Here is a 14,215-nt window from a genome sequence, read left to right on the forward strand (position 1 = left end):
ATGAAATTGAAATACTATCTTAGTGGCTTGTTTATGACTGTCAGTTCATCACTTTTTGCTGCGAGTGAGCTGCCGAACATTGTATTGATTAATGCCGATGATCTCGGCTACGGCGATTTATCCTGTTACGGAGCAACAAAACTTCAGACACCGAATATTGATAAACTGGCTGAACAAGGAACGCGTTTTACTGATGCGCATTCGCCCTCTGCTGTGTGTTCGCCATCTCGCTACGGACTACTGACCGGAAATTACCCAACAAGGATTAATCTCTGGGGGCCAACGACTGGCTTTTCTCCTCTGACTATAAAAACTGATCAGGTCAACATGGCGAGCCTCCTAAAAAAAGCAGGTTATTCCACTGCGATCATAGGGAAGTGGCATTTAGGGCTGGGTGAGGGAAAAACGAATTATAATGAAACACCAGTAGTGCCAGGGCCGAATGATATTGGTTTTGATTACAGTTATGTGATTCCATCTGCGAACTCGGTTCCTCCATTTATTTTTATGGAGAATGGAACTGTCGTCGGACATGACCCTAAGGACCCTATAAAAAATGGTGGAAAAGTATGGGCGAAGCCGTTGCCAGGAAAGGGAGCAGGTCGTATAGGTGGAGGTAAGAAGGCACACGAGCTGTATGATGATTTCCAGATCGGAAATCAATTTGTTGCACTCTCGACCGAGTGGATCAACGCGCAGAATGAGAAACCGTATTTCTTGTATCTAGCAACAAGCCATATCCATCACCCGTTCACACCGGATCCACGATTTGATGGGACCAGTGAGTGTGGTAAGTATGGAGATTTTACGCATGAACTCGATTGGATGGTCGGTGAGGTGGTCAAGGCTGTAGAAGCTGCTAAGGAAAAAAATGGACGTGAGACCTTGATCATTTTCACTTCAGATAATGGGGGGATGCTGAATCATGAAGGCCAAAAGGCGTGGGAGATGGGGCACAAGCTCAATGGTGAGCTCCAAGGTTTTAAATTTGGCGTTTGGGAAGGTGGTCACCGCGTTCCAATGATCGTAAAATGGACTGGGAATGTTCCTGCTGGACGTGAGTCTCATAATCTAGTGAGTCAGATTGATTTCTTAGCAACCTTTGCAGAAATCGTGGGGCAAGAACTCCCTGAGGAACTTGATAGTGTGAGTCAGCTGAAGGAGATTAAGGGAGAGGTAGATAAGCCAATTCGCGAGGATTTAATCGTGCTTTCGAATAGCTCAAACCATGTATCTATCCGGACTAAGAAGTGGCTCTATATTCCCGCTCGTGACACGGGTGGCTTCGTTCAACCATGGGGACAGCATGCTGTGGGTGGGGTGAGAGTTTTTCCGCATACTGGTCAGCACAATAATGATGTGGTGAAAGGGAGTTATAAGAAAGATGCTCCAAAGGCTCAGCTCTATGACTTAGAGAATGACCTGAGTCAGACGAAAAACGTGATCAACGAGTTCCCTGAAATTGCTAAGCAACTTCATGAGAAGGTAGAAGCACACAAGGCTGAAATCCCAAAGACCAAGAAGATTGGTTGGATCGCAGATAAGGGAGGCAAGAAGAAATAGGAATTCTTATTTGAAATACTAAACAAAAGCCTAGATGGTTATTTCATCTAGGCTTTTTGATTTAATCGGGATGGGAGCTTTTAAAAAAGTTCTCCAGTGAAAGGTTGGGCCTGCAGTTCGTCTTCGAGTTCAGGAGCCTCGACTTCCTTTTTTTCCGTCTCAGGGACGCTGGGCTTTTTTGCTTCTGCGGGTTTATCTTCGAGCACGGGTTTCTCTTTAGCGTTCTCTTCTTTGAGAACTGGAGAATCTTCGAGGGGTGGAAATACAGCTAGCGGCGTAACCAGATTCGCAGGGAGTGGGAATTGTTTTTGTTGGATACCAGGGGCGAGTTCTGGGGCGGCATTGTAAGCCTGTTTGAACATCTCGTACTTTGCGTCGAGGTTGTCGATGTAGTGGAGGGCGATTGCTTCTGGTGTGCGCGGTAGAGTCGGAGAACCAAATTCGTAAGTGCCGTGGTGGCTGGCAATGAGGTGGAGGAGGTGGATTCTCACGTCTTCGTTGAGTGGATAGAGGTCGTTCCATGACTCTGGAGTATTTTGCATCATTTCAGCCCAGAGCTTACCACAGAGATCGATGCCGAGGGGAATGTGCCCTAGCATTTCACCTTGCAGATCGTATGGCTGGGCGAAACCAGTTTCTGGGTAGGTGTTTTCCCACATTTTTCCACAGTCGTGGAATAGGACACCGGCGATAAGTAAATCGGAGTTAAGGTCAGTGTAGACTCCTGAGATCGCCTTTGCGCTGCGCATCATTTGAGCCACATGTTCAACGAGTCCACCGCGTCGAGCATGGTGGTTCTTACGCGCAGCGGCAGTGCGTTGGAAGTGGAGCCCGTGCTTTTCGATGAATAGCTTACAGAGAGTGTTGAGCCTTGGATCTGAGATCGAGCCTGTGAGTTCAAGAATGGCTTTCCAATCTTTCTTTTGCTGTGCGCTTGTTTCTGGATCCCCAGTGAGCAGGTCGGCAATTTCGCTTTCAGTCAGCGGGCGGAAGTCCCAGCGTTGGGCGTCGAGTCCATATTGATTCTGAGTCCAGTCACCAGCCAGACGAAGGAAGGATTCGGCCGGGAGTTCCTGAGCAAGTTTGAACTGCGGGAGGTTCTCCCAGATTTTGAGGGTGAATTGGTCAATGGAGTCAGCGAGGACGAGCTCGAGGTAGGGTTTTCCAGACTTCGTCGTTTTGGTGATGCACGACTGAAGTTGAACGTCGATAGAGGCGGTGACTGGTGAGTCGCCAGCGTGCTGTTTGAGTTGAGTGATAGTAAGCTGATCCACGAAGCCACTCTAAATCTGTTGGGATGGTGGTGGACAATAAAAAAGCGAGCCGAAGCTCGCTTTTTCTCAAGTAATGTCTGGATGGATCAGTCTGGAGGAAGAATGAGTTCGTCGCCCTCTTGAATATCGATTGATCCACCGAGGAATGAACCAGGAAGTGGGTCGGCGACGCCTTGATTGCGGTCAATCATTCCGATAGTGAGGCGGCCAATGATGCCAGAATTTCTGCGAATCCCGAGAACGTCACCAGTGTTGACATTGCCGACGCGTTCGATGTGGATGCCCGCGACTTTGTTGACGTTGTCGTATTCAGTGATGCGCGCCATAACGAGTGCTGTGTCGATGAGGCTTGAGCGCTTCTTCTCTTTAGGATCGGGTGAACTGTGAGCGAGTGCATCTTCGATTACTGCACCTGCTTTTTCTTCGATGGAGTCACGTTCTTTTTTAAGGTTCAGTAATTCGGCTCTGACTTTTTCAAGTTCGTTGCTTCCAGACATAGGGCTGAATTGGCTAGGAGCTGATTCGAATTGAGATGTGTAGTTTTGCTGTTCTGCCTTTCCTTTAGCGAGAGCAGTTTCTAGCTGGGCTTCACGTTTTTCGAGACGGGCAATTTCAAGAGCAGCCGGAGTCTCGGTAGGAGTACTCTTCATGCTACTGTAGGAAATAAAAAGTCCCGCAACAAGAAGGGCAAAAGTCGACCCGATCATTACATTCATCACGTTCATGCACAGAGGTGTAGAGGATTTACCCAGCGACGAAAGGCAAAAATGAGAGATTTGCACAACAATCTTACTTGAAGCAGCCGTCTGCTACTAAGTGGGATAATATGATACTTGTGTGACTACTCAATTATTGGGGGGCGCTGAGCTAAAGCTGAAATCGGTAAAAGGCTTTGAAGTTTTTACCCATCTATTGGGCGACTTGTGTCACACTGAGGATCTGGGAATCCAGTATGATCCAGGTGTAAAAACGGGCGCTTTCTTCTGTTTGGTGCTTAAATCCGAGCTAAAGGGTAACTTTAGTTTCATAGACCTTTCGATTAAAATTAACGAGATACAAAAACCTCGAAACCACCATAGAGCATGCGTTTAGGATCGAATGGCATTTCATCGCTACCGCATATATCCATGATACGAGGATCTTTCATAACCTTGGAATTTACGATGTCTCGATGCACCCGGGACTCGAAAGAGATCCATGCGAAAACTACTGTTTCACCTTCGCCAACTTTTAAAGCGGAAAGAAACGATCCACAGTCGTTTTGACTTTCAAGGTCTTCACCAATACATTCCCGATAATCAAGTGCACCGTACTCCAGCCACACGTCTTTAGCGACCTCAGCCGTCTTTTGGTATTCCTCGATGTTGCTTTTTGGAATCGTGATGACAAATCCATCTGTATATCCTGACATAACTTTTTTTTCCTTTGATTGTTGTGATAATTCGTTTTTGCACTATTGCTCAGCATGGTCGGTCGTATTGCGAGTGGGCAATGGAAATAGCGGCCGAATTTCGACTGTGCCTTTTTTCGATGGAGGGAGTCGTTCGGCGATGGCAATCGCTTCGTCTAGGTTTTCGACGTCGATTATATAGTAACCGCCTAGTTGCTCCGTAGTCTCGGCGAAGGGACCATCAGTGATTTCGCGACGCCCTTCGCGTATCCGTAAGCTAGTGGCGCAGGAGACGGGATAAAGGGGCGAGGAGGCAATCCATTTTCCTTGTTCCTCCAATTCGTCACAAATAGCCATCGATTCAAGCATGCAGTCTTTCCGCTCTTGCTCTGTCCAAGACTCTTCACTTCCGTAGATGAGTAACATATATTTCATAATTGTATGGGGTTGAGTGTATATCGACTAAAGGCTAACATTTGCAATCGTTCATAGCTGGTACCATGACCATCCATCCGACACCGAACTGGTCAGTGACGATACCGAAGAATGGCGACCAAAAGGTTTTCCCAATTGGCATGACAATTTCCCCACCTTTGGAGAGATCATCAAAAACGCGTTGCGCGACTGGCTCGCTGGGAACGGTGAGCGCCAACTGGTAGCCGCTAGAATCACTTTTGACTGACTCGCCGCAGCCATCGGATGCCATGAGTTTAACTTTCCCTACTGAGAACTCGGTGTGCATGATCTTGTTCTCAAAACCTTCGGGAAGCATGCCAGCAGGGGCTGGTTCAGGGCTGTCCGAGTGACGCATTACAAGACCGACTTTTGCATGTAACACGTTTTGATAAAATTTAAGGGCCTCTTCGCAACGGCCTCCAAAGAATAAGTAAGGTTCTACATTCGCAGTTTGCATGGAAATCTCATCCCGTAAGCTAGCTTCGTGCTCACGTATTTCACCGGACGGGTCAATCTCTGCAAAATCGGAGAGTTCATAGAAGGGGCGAATCTCGATATCAGAGTCCTCGATCATCGGATTAGGACAACGCTTCACCCAGTCGATAGCATCTTTCATCGATTCTACTTCCCACACCCAATATCCAGCGATCAGCTCCTTGGTTTCTGCGAAGGGACCATCGGTTACACTACGTTCTTTTCCACTGAACCGAATTCGTACACCTTCGGAACTCGGCTTGAGTCCATCTCCTGATAGCATGACGCCAGCTTTAACGAGCTCTTCATTGAATTTCCCCATTGCCTTCATCAATTCTGGATCGGGAAGTTCTCCTGATTCAGAGCTTTGAGTCGCTTTTACGATGACCATTACTTTCATATTATTTTTCTTTCTGTTGTTATGATTAGTCGAATCCGTCCTGCAATTGCTTCAGCAGTGACGTCATTCATTGACTAGTCGTCTGGTCATTTACGATTTCGACAAAGAGACAGAAATTTTTTACATTTATTTCACTTCGACACGAGAGACGCAATACGGCGCTGCAGAAGACGGCGTTCGGGGGCTTGTTTCGTGAGTGAAAGCGCTTTTTCGAATGAGCCTTTGGCCTCGGTAAATTTGCCTAAGCGTCGCAATAATTCGCCTTGGGCAGCATGGGCCAAGTGATAGTTATCAAGTTCTCCCTCTCTCAGTAGGTCGTCTACGATTTTGAGTCCCGCTTCTATGCCTTCGCTCATGGAGATTGCTACTGCTCGGTTGAGTTCAACGACTGGCGAAGGTTCGATTTGGCCAAGTACGTTGTAAAGTGCCACAATCTGCGGCCAATCAGTTGTTTCAGCCGTTTTGGCTTCGGCATGTACGGCGGAGAGGGCTGCTTGAATCGTAAAAGTACCAAACTCTCGCGAAGCGAGACTTTGCCGAACTAACTGTTGCCCTTCTCGAATCATGTTTTGATCCCAAAGACTGCGGTCTTGTTCTTCGAGTAAAATGAGATCATCTTGCTCATTTGTGCGTGCAGCCCTCCTAGATTCGTGCAGTAGCATCAAAGCGAGCAGTCCTTGGACTTCGGGATCAGGAAGTAAGTCATACAAAAGACGTGCAAGTCGAATAGCTTCCTGTGAAAGCTCGGCTCGCAGAGCAGTATCGCCAGATGAAGCGGAGTAGCCTTCATTGAACACGAGGTAAATCACAGACAATACTCCATCAAGGCGCTCCGGTAGTGCAGTGGCATCGGGAATTTCAAATGGAATTTTTGCTGCCCGAATCTTAGCTTTGCCACGCACGATACGTTGAGCCATAGTAGCAGTGGGCACTAAAAAGGCACTCGATATGTTCTCCGTGGACAATCCGCAGACTTCACGGAGTGTTAAAGGAACTTGAACTTTGAGGTCAATCGCTGGGTGGCAGCAGGCAAAGATGAGTCGTAGACGGTCATCTTTGATTGCACGCTCGGAAAAAGAAAGATTAGCAGATTGTATTTCATCGAGCTGACGCTGGAGTTCTGGTTCCAATTTGTTCAGACGTGCTCGCTTGCGGATCGCATCGATCGCCTTAAAACGGCCCGTCGAGATCAACCAAGCCGCAGGATTTTCTGGAATACCTTTTGAGTTCCATGCTGTGATGGCGGCTACAAAAGCATCTTGCATTGCTTCTTCTGCAAGGTCGATATCCTTGAGGACTCGAACTAAGGTCGCCAATACCTTACCAGATTCCTGCCGGTAGATAGCGTCAATGCATGTGCTGAGATTATAAGCCATAGTTGCTACATTGAATAAAAATCACTAACTATTAAAATTCATGGCAGTAATTTCTTTTGACCTTAGCACCTCGAGCACAATCGCTTCACGCTTAAAGATTGAATTCTTTTACCATTAGTCTCAACGATCACCTTTTTCTCTGACTCAGAACTACCCAAGAGCTTCTAGGTCAGAAGTAATGCTTGAGAATATGTGTGAACTACGAGCTACCAATGAAACCTGACTCGGTGGATGGTTTCCTTTGTATGATTGTTGAGTGTAAGATGTTAGAGTTTAATCCATAATCTAATGTGTTAGATATTTCAAAAGCTCGTGGTCCCACTGGTACCTAATGAAGGAGGTGAATGAGTCTGCAGGATATTCTAGGAACATTAGAATCTGGCTTGAGTAGACGGTGGATTTGAATACTGTTTTTGCAGTGAGAATGCGGATGGCAGTACTAGGGAGTGGCAGCGGAGGAAATGCAACAGTTCTAGAATGTGGCAACACTAGGCTATTAGTGGATGCAGGACTGAGTGCTAAACAGCTTACCCACAGACTCACCTTGTTAGGTATCGATCCAGATTCGCTCACTGGTATTTTGCTCACCCATGAGCATAGTGATCATGCTCGAGGAGTGGATGTTCTTTTGCGGAAAAGGAGTATCCCAGTTTACGCGAATGCTATGACTAAGGAGGCGCTGCAATGGGGGATGAAGTCTGAGGTGCAGTGGAAGGTCTTCCACACTGGACAAGATTTCGAGCTCGAACAATTTACTGTCCATCCATTTCCAATCCCGCATGATGCCGCGGAGCCGGTGGGATTCACTCTGACAGCGGCTTCAACGAAGTTTGGTTTAGTGACTGATGTCGGCTATGTAACGCAAGCGATGCGAATGCACCTGCGCGAAGCTGATGCGCTGTTTGTTGAATCTAACTATGACGAAGAGCTGCTAGAAGCTGACACCAAACGACCATGGTCAACTAAGCAACGGATTGCGAGTCGCCACGGGCATTTATCGAATACCCAAGCTGGTGAACTCATTGCCGATGTCGGGTGCGAGCGCCTCGCGCATGTGGTGTTAGGTCATCTTAGTGGTGACTGCAATTGCCCCAATGTTGCGACTCGAACAGTCTCTGGGCTTTTAAAAGATGGAGGTTTAGGGCAAGTGAATGTCTTCTGCGCTAAACAAGACGCGCCTACAGAGTGGGTCGAGTTTGGCCAGAATTACCGAGGGTCTTTGTTAGAAAAGTTGACAGGCGAGCTATGCCAAGATGAGCTCTTTTGATGGCTCCAGATACTTGGTGCGTTTTTAGCTTTTCCAGATTTTTCTGTGACATAGGGACCATCAGCATCAAACGTAGCTTGGAGTTCATGGACTTTACTGAGGATCGTTGCGATTGTGCTATCAATGTTTGCTTCAGCAGCAGCGTGAACAGTGAAAGTAAACAGGTAGTTTTGAATTGAGTGAAGGAAAAGTTGGTGGAAGGAGTTTTTTCTGTGAGTGCATGGGCATGTGCTAGGCTGATTATGCGGCCTTCAACAGATCGAGTAAGCCGGGAAAATAGTCTTCGAAAGCTTCCATGCGCACTGAGTTGAGGCATTTTGTTCCTTCCACACGCGTTCGGATTAGTCCCGCATCGCGCAATACAGCCATGTGGTGTGATAGTGTCGCCTTCGCCACTGACACTGGCAAGGCATTACAGGCGAGCTCTTTCTCGGCGATGAGTGCCTGCATAATCCCTATACGACAGGGGTCAGACAAAGCCTGCATCACTTGAGAAAGTGAAACTTGCTCGAGATCCGGGTGAGTGTAGATTTTCACGTATGTAAATAGATACACATTGTTCGATAAAATACGAACTATTAATTGACTTCACAGATAACGAGTCGACTTGTTCGATGAAACTAGAACAAAAGAATGATTATGACTACTGAACAGCCTTCTGAATCCACTCTACTTAGCCCGATCCAAATCGGAGCATGGGACTTAGCTAATCGTATTATCATGGCTCCACTCACCCGTTGCCGTGCTAGCAAAGGTCGCGTGCCGAATGCTATGATGGCAGAGTATTATGCGCAGCGCGCTAGCGCTGGGTTAATTATAAGCGAAGCGACTTCGGTGGACCCGATGGGAGTCGGTTATCCTGACACGCCGGGCATTTGGTCGGACGAGCAAGTTGCAGGCTGGAAGATAGTCACCGAGGCAGTGCACGCCAAAGGTGGAAAGATTATCTTACAGCTCTGGCACGTGGGACGCATTTCGGATTCTACATATTTAGAGGGTAAGCAGCCAGTGGCACCGAGCGCGATCGCAGCCGATGGCCATGTCAGTCTAGTGCGCCCAAAGAAAGCATTTGAAACGCCCCGTGCTCTGGAGATCGATGAGATTACCGACATCGTAGAAGCTTATCGCAAAGGGGCTGAGAATGCCAAACTCGCGGGTTTCGACGGGGTCGAGCTGCATGGGGCCAACGGCTATCTACTCGACCAATTTTTGCAGGATTCCACTAATCAGCGGAGCGATGGATATGGCGGGCCGATTGAAAATCGTGCACGGCTCATGCTTGAAGTAGTGGATGCGGCTATATCTGTATGGGGATCCGATCGTGTCGGCCTGCACATAGCGCCACGCTGTGATGCTCACGACATGGGCGACTCCGATCCGGAGGCGACTTTTGGTTACGTAGCCGATGCGATGAAGGAACGTGGCATCGCGTTCATCTTCGCCCGCGAGTCGCAAGAGGAGCCACGACTCGGACCGAAACTAAAAGAACGCTTTGGAGGTGTTTTTATCGCCAATCAAGGATTGGATGCCGCCACAGCCGCAGGCCTCATAGCGAAGGGGGAAGCTGATGGCGCAGCTTGGGGTCAGCAGTTTATTGCCAACCCTGATTTAGTGCATCGCTTCGCAAAAGATTTACCCTTGAACGAGCCTAGAGCTGACCTCTTTTACAGCGGTGGGGCAGAAGGGTATACCGATTATCCTTTTGCTGAATGATGTCTTATTTTTTTAATCTAGATGATAGGGAGATGTTTTTATAATAGGCTCAAAAGCTGTTTTTTATTTGAAGAACTTCCAGAGTTTCCACGCTGACATAAGGAATAAATCCTAGGGCTCTTTGTTTTTGATAGGCTTGTCTAATCGAAGTTACTTTTTTTGCGTAGTCAACGCCGAGGACAAGTTTATTGGCCGCCTTAATAGCTATAGCGTTTTTTCTATTTTCTACGCTCCATTGATGTTGGGCGGGTCTGTCATGGGCCATGAAAAATACGGATTCTAAGCCTAGACCATCGATGGCGTTGATATACTTTTGGTTCAGTTTGGGTTCCGAATAGGACCAAGTGTAGAGTTCGGGGCAGTTTTGTGGGACAATTTTGAAAGATGGATCTTTGGTTTTGGCGTATGTGCTGATGCGTTCGATAAGTTCTACCATTTTATGGGCTCGTTCTTCTTCCTTCAGTTCCGTGTTTGGTATTTCTGCGTAGGTGGTCACCATGTCGAGATAAGCTCCATTGAAACCAGCTGTTAACGCTTGGTCGATACGACTTCTGACAATTGGCCACCAACGTTCATCCCAGAATTTAACATATTGTTCCTTTGGCCAGTTTGCGACACGGCCAGCTTTGAGATCCTTTGGCACATCGTTCCACTCAGGGCGATATTGTTCAATGGCGCCGATTTCAAAATACGCGAGTACGAGTTTGTTGGATTGTTGAACGGCTTCGATTTCAGCCCTTTTAAAGAAATCACTTTGGCCATTTCTAGAGAGGTCAATCACTACTAGGTCAAATTGGGAGCTAGTGATTTCGTCTAATGTATCATTGGTATAGTTGCAAAGCTGATAGGCCCAACTGTCAACTTTGTTCCATGCTATCTCAGCGGCCAGCATTGCTGGAATTGTGGACAGATGGGTGATGATTGAGAGTATCGTTAATTTCATTGTTGGATCGTGGGAGTAATCGGAACAACTTTCATATATGGCGTCTGATTTCCTATTTCACACTACACGACAAAAAATCACAACTGCTTGTTAGATAAAACCTTGACTACAAGTGCCATGCCGCAAAATAGGCATGTCTTTACACATTTCTATACTAACAACTCTGAGACAGCAGGTTGGAGGGAATCTTTCACGTCTCAAGTGTCTCGCTGACATTATTTTTGCGATCACAAAGTCTCGATCTGTCAATTTGGTGAAGCTGGCCACGGATAGCCAAATGGAGTGCTCACAAAGTAGTCGTTACCGTCGGTTCCAAAGGTTCTTTGCCACATGGGAACTGCCCATGCTCGCTATCACGCAACTCATTTTGGGAAAAATCCCTAAACCTAAGGATGGCTATATTTTGAGTATTGATCGAACCAATTGGCAGTTCGGTAAAACTCACATCAACATCCTAACTATCGGAGTGATTGTGGGAAAAATAGCTGTTCCTCTCGTTTGGCAAACCTTACCACAGACTTCCAAACGAGGGAACTCCAACACAAAGCTACGCATTGGGCTAATGAGTAAACTTCTCGAAGTTCTGCCTGCCAAGGACATTTACTTCATTGCTATGGATCGCGAATTCCACGGGAAGAGGTGGCTTGCTTGGTTAGACAAGAAGGAAGTTACTTTTGTGTTGCGAATCAAAGCAAATACCATTGTTGGTGATCTACTCGCTATGGAGTGTAAACGCTCGCGGGTAGAACGCCAAAGTATCTGGGGAATGAATCTCTATTTTGGTAAAAAAGAAGTTCGAACACAACGTACCCAAACGCTTTACGTCGTGAGTAACCGTTTCAAAAGTAAGAAAGCTCTGAACGCCTATCAGCGTCGCTGGGGTATTGAAGTACTCTTTGGTCACTTCAAAAAGAAAGGGCTCAACATAGAAGACACTCATCTAAGGGAAGCAAAAAGAGTCGACACACTAGTAGCCGTGGTCACCCTAAGCTTCTTCTTCTGTTTTAGTTGGGGAGTCATTTTGAAGCATAACAAAACCCTGCCTGCTTATATAAAACGCAAGAGTTACTTCAGGGCTGGCCTCGAGCATGTGATTGAAATGCTCAATCACCCCAAACGCTTAGAGCAACTGTGGAATCAGTTTTTAGGATGGATTGATAATGGAGCTTTTCCCAAAAAAATTGTCGTGTAGTGTGTTCCTATTTAGAAAAGCTGATAAATGAAAAAGCCTCGCTCTGGGGTGAGCGAGGCTAAAATGATTGGATTGCTGAGCGGTTGCTCGGCTTTCTATGCTTAAGAAGCAGAGTTCTCGAGGATGCCGAAGAAGCTGTCTGCTTCGAGGGCTGCACCGCCGACGAGTGCGCCGTCGATGTCTGCTTGGCCGAGGAGTTCACCAGCATTGCCTGGCTTTACGGAACCACCGTATTGGATCTGTACTGCGTCTGCAGTGGACTGATCATAGAGGTCAGCAATCACGGAGCGGACGTACTTCTGTGTGTCTTGTGCTTGCTCAGCGGAGGCTGTGACACCTGTGCCGATTGCCCAAACGGGCTCGTAAGCGATGACTACGTCTTCGAGGGAAGCGATGTCTTTGAGTCCTTCAGTGATCTGTGTGCGGAGAACGGACTCGAGCTTGCCGCCTTCGCGTTCTTCGAGAGTTTCACCGATACAGAAGATCGGCTTAAGGCCTTCTGCGAGGATCTTTTTGTTCTTAGCGTTGATGACTGCATCGCTTTCACCATAGATGGAGCGGCGTTCGGAGTGGCCGGTGATGATGTACTGAACGCCAACTTCTTTGAGCATTGCTGTGCTGATTTCGCCAGTGAATGCACCGGACTCTTGCTCGGAGCAGTTTTGCGCTGCTACTGCGATGCGACTGTTGCCTGCAAGTTTGGCAACGACTGATGGAATGGTAACGAATGGAGCTGCGATGACGATCTGGGCGGAGCCTGTAAATGCTTCTACTTTAGGAACGAATGCGTCGAGGAATGCTGCTGCTTCTGCTGGGCCTTTGTTCAGCTTCCAGTTTGCTGCAACGATGAGATTACGTGACATGATATTAGTTAGTGTTTGTTAGAGTGTTAGGTCTGGAGGTTTTGAAATTGTTACAAAGAGGTTGGTAGCCCCTTTTAAGTTATTTATTTGTGAGTGCTGCTACGCCAGGAAGGGTCTTGCCTTCGAGAAGTTCGAGTGATGCGCCGCCTCCAGTGGAGAGGAAGCTAAAGTCAGCTGGGTTGGCAAACTTATTCGCCGCAGTTACGGAGTCGCCACCACCAACGATGGTGAGCGCGTCAGCTTTAGCTACTGCTGCTGTGAGAGCTTTGGTGCCTGCTGCGAAGTTGTCCATTTCGAATACGCCCATTGGGCCGTTCCAAAGGATGGTGCCCGCACGAGCAACGACTTCTTCAAACTGTGGGATTGCAACATCACCGATGTCGATACCTTCCCAGCCGTCTTCGATGCCGCCACCGTCTGCGTATGGTGCAGTCACTTTTGTTTCAGCAGTCGGGCTGAATTCTTGGGTGACGCGTGTGTCAGCAGGGAGGTGGAATTTGATGCCCTTTGCTTCAGCTTGGGCGAGAATTTCTTTTGCGAGTTCTACGAAGTCAGGTTCCACGAGTGAATCACCGACTTTGTAGCCTTGAGCGAGACGGAATGTGTATGCCATAGCGCCACCGATGATGAACTCGTCAGCCTTATCCATCATGGACTTGATAACTTGGATTTTGTCGGAAACTTTAGCGCCACCCATGATTGCAAGGAACGGCTTTGCTGGGCTTTCGAGTTTTACTTGAAGGAACTCGAGTTCTTTTTCGATGAGGAAGCCAGAAACGGATTTTTCGACGAAGTGTGTGACTCCTTCGGTGGATGCGTGAGCGCGGTGAGCGGTGCCGAATGCGTCGTTGACGAAGATTTCAGCATTTCCTGCGAGAGCTTTGGCGAATTCAGCGTCATTTGCTGTCTCGCGGTTGTCGAAGCGTGTGTTCTCAAGGACCATTGCTTGGCCAGCTTCGAGTGATGCACGGAGAGTCGCCGCGTGCTCACCCACGGTGTCGTCAGCAAAAGCGACTGGAGCACCGAGGTGCTCAGAGAGGCGCTTGGCGACTGGGCGGAGTGAGTATTTTTCTTGGGGCTCACCCTTAGGGCGGCCGAGGTGGGAACAGAGTACGAGTTTTGCGCCACCATCGAGGAGGTGCTTGATAGATGGGAGAGCACCGAGGATACGAGTCTCGTCAGTGATCTCGAGTTCATCGTTGAGAGGGACATTGAAGTCTACACGCATGAGGACTTCTTTGCCCTGAACGTCGATGTCGCGGATGGTTAGTTTGGACATAGTTTGAAAATGTATCGGTTAAAAA

14 protein-coding genes are annotated in these 14,215 nt (G+C 47.8%); 4 read left to right on the top strand and 10 right to left on the bottom strand.

From position 1 onward, the window contains the following. The gene (locus ACFPK9_RS12610) at positions 1-1,563 is read left to right on the top strand and encodes a sulfatase family protein (RefSeq protein WP_377095266.1); all 1,563 of its coding nucleotides are present in this window, start codon (positions 1-3) and stop codon (positions 1,561-1,563) included. 80 nt (positions 1,564-1,643) lie between these two features. Here the strand turns inward: ACFPK9_RS12610 and ACFPK9_RS12615 are convergent, their stop codons facing one another. From ACFPK9_RS12615 to ACFPK9_RS12640, 6 genes are all read right to left on the bottom strand, one after another. Then, positions 1,644-2,837 carry an HD domain-containing protein gene (locus tag ACFPK9_RS12615; protein ID WP_377095267.1) on the bottom strand — a complete coding sequence of 398 codons (1,194 nt, stop codon included), beginning with the start codon at positions 2,835-2,837 and terminating at the stop codon, positions 1,644-1,646. Between the two features lie 86 nt (positions 2,838-2,923). Beyond that, the gene (locus ACFPK9_RS12620; RefSeq protein WP_377095268.1) at positions 2,924-3,562 is read right to left on the bottom strand and encodes a hypothetical protein; all 639 of its coding nucleotides are present in this window, start codon (positions 3,560-3,562) and stop codon (positions 2,924-2,926) included. 320 nt (positions 3,563-3,882) lie between these two features. After that, on the bottom strand, positions 3,883-4,248 hold the full coding sequence (locus tag ACFPK9_RS12625; protein WP_377095269.1) for a DUF1428 domain-containing protein: 366 nt from the start codon (positions 4,246-4,248) through the stop codon (positions 3,883-3,885). 42 nt (positions 4,249-4,290) lie between these two features. After that, positions 4,291-4,662 carry a YciI family protein gene (locus ACFPK9_RS12630; protein ID WP_377095270.1) on the bottom strand — a complete coding sequence of 124 codons (372 nt, stop codon included), beginning with the start codon at positions 4,660-4,662 and terminating at the stop codon, positions 4,291-4,293. 34 nt (positions 4,663-4,696) lie between these two features. Further along, the gene (locus ACFPK9_RS12635) at positions 4,697-5,557 is read right to left on the bottom strand and encodes a YciI family protein (protein ID WP_377095271.1); all 861 of its coding nucleotides are present in this window, start codon (positions 5,555-5,557) and stop codon (positions 4,697-4,699) included. 131 nt (positions 5,558-5,688) lie between these two features. Continuing rightward, positions 5,689-6,933: an RNA polymerase sigma factor gene (locus tag ACFPK9_RS12640; protein WP_377095272.1), complete on the bottom strand. Its 1,245-nt coding sequence runs from the start codon at positions 6,931-6,933 to the stop codon at positions 5,689-5,691. Between the two features lie 400 nt (positions 6,934-7,333). Between ACFPK9_RS12640 and ACFPK9_RS12645 the strand changes: the two genes are divergently transcribed. Beyond that, a complete protein-coding gene (locus ACFPK9_RS12645; protein ID WP_377095273.1) occupies positions 7,334-8,200 on the top strand; it encodes an MBL fold metallo-hydrolase in 867 nt (288 codons plus the stop codon). A gap of 240 nt (positions 8,201-8,440) precedes the next feature. On the opposite strand, the gene ACFPK9_RS12650 is transcribed toward ACFPK9_RS12645, so the two are convergent. Continuing rightward, positions 8,441-8,755 carry an ArsR/SmtB family transcription factor gene (locus tag ACFPK9_RS12650; protein ID WP_377095274.1) on the bottom strand — a complete coding sequence of 105 codons (315 nt, stop codon included), beginning with the start codon at positions 8,753-8,755 and terminating at the stop codon, positions 8,441-8,443. Positions 8,756-8,839: 84 nt separating this feature from the next. Between ACFPK9_RS12650 and ACFPK9_RS12655 the strand changes: the two genes are divergently transcribed. After that, positions 8,840-9,913 (top strand): alkene reductase, encoded by a 1,074-nt coding sequence (locus ACFPK9_RS12655; protein WP_377095275.1) that lies wholly within the window; start codon positions 8,840-8,842, stop codon positions 9,911-9,913. Positions 9,914-9,962: 49 nt separating this feature from the next. On the opposite strand, the gene ACFPK9_RS12660 is transcribed toward ACFPK9_RS12655, so the two are convergent. Continuing rightward, the gene (locus tag ACFPK9_RS12660; protein ID WP_377095276.1) at positions 9,963-10,856 is read right to left on the bottom strand and encodes a glycoside hydrolase family 191 protein; all 894 of its coding nucleotides are present in this window, start codon (positions 10,854-10,856) and stop codon (positions 9,963-9,965) included. Positions 10,857-10,989: 133 nt separating this feature from the next. Here ACFPK9_RS12660 and ACFPK9_RS12665 point away from each other — a divergent pair, with 133 nt between their 5' ends. Continuing rightward, complete coding sequence (locus tag ACFPK9_RS12665; RefSeq protein WP_377092544.1) at positions 10,990-12,048, top strand: IS4 family transposase; 1,059 nt, start codon at positions 10,990-10,992, stop codon at positions 12,046-12,048. A 101-nt stretch (positions 12,049-12,149) separates the two neighbouring features. On the opposite strand, the gene tpiA is transcribed toward ACFPK9_RS12665, so the two are convergent. Together tpiA and ACFPK9_RS12675 are read right to left on the bottom strand one after the other, a co-directional pair. After that, positions 12,150-12,911 carry a triose-phosphate isomerase gene (gene tpiA / locus ACFPK9_RS12670; protein WP_377095277.1) on the bottom strand — a complete coding sequence of 254 codons (762 nt, stop codon included), beginning with the start codon at positions 12,909-12,911 and terminating at the stop codon, positions 12,150-12,152. 79 nt (positions 12,912-12,990) lie between these two features. Further along, positions 12,991-14,190, bottom strand: coding sequence for a phosphoglycerate kinase (locus tag ACFPK9_RS12675; RefSeq protein ID WP_377095278.1), 1,200 nt, complete (start codon positions 14,188-14,190; stop codon positions 12,991-12,993). Positions 14,191-14,215: the final 25 nt, after the last annotated feature.

The organism is Rubritalea spongiae (assembly GCF_042652385.1).
Classification (GTDB): Bacteria; Verrucomicrobiota; Verrucomicrobiia; order Verrucomicrobiales; family Akkermansiaceae; genus Rubritalea; species Rubritalea spongiae.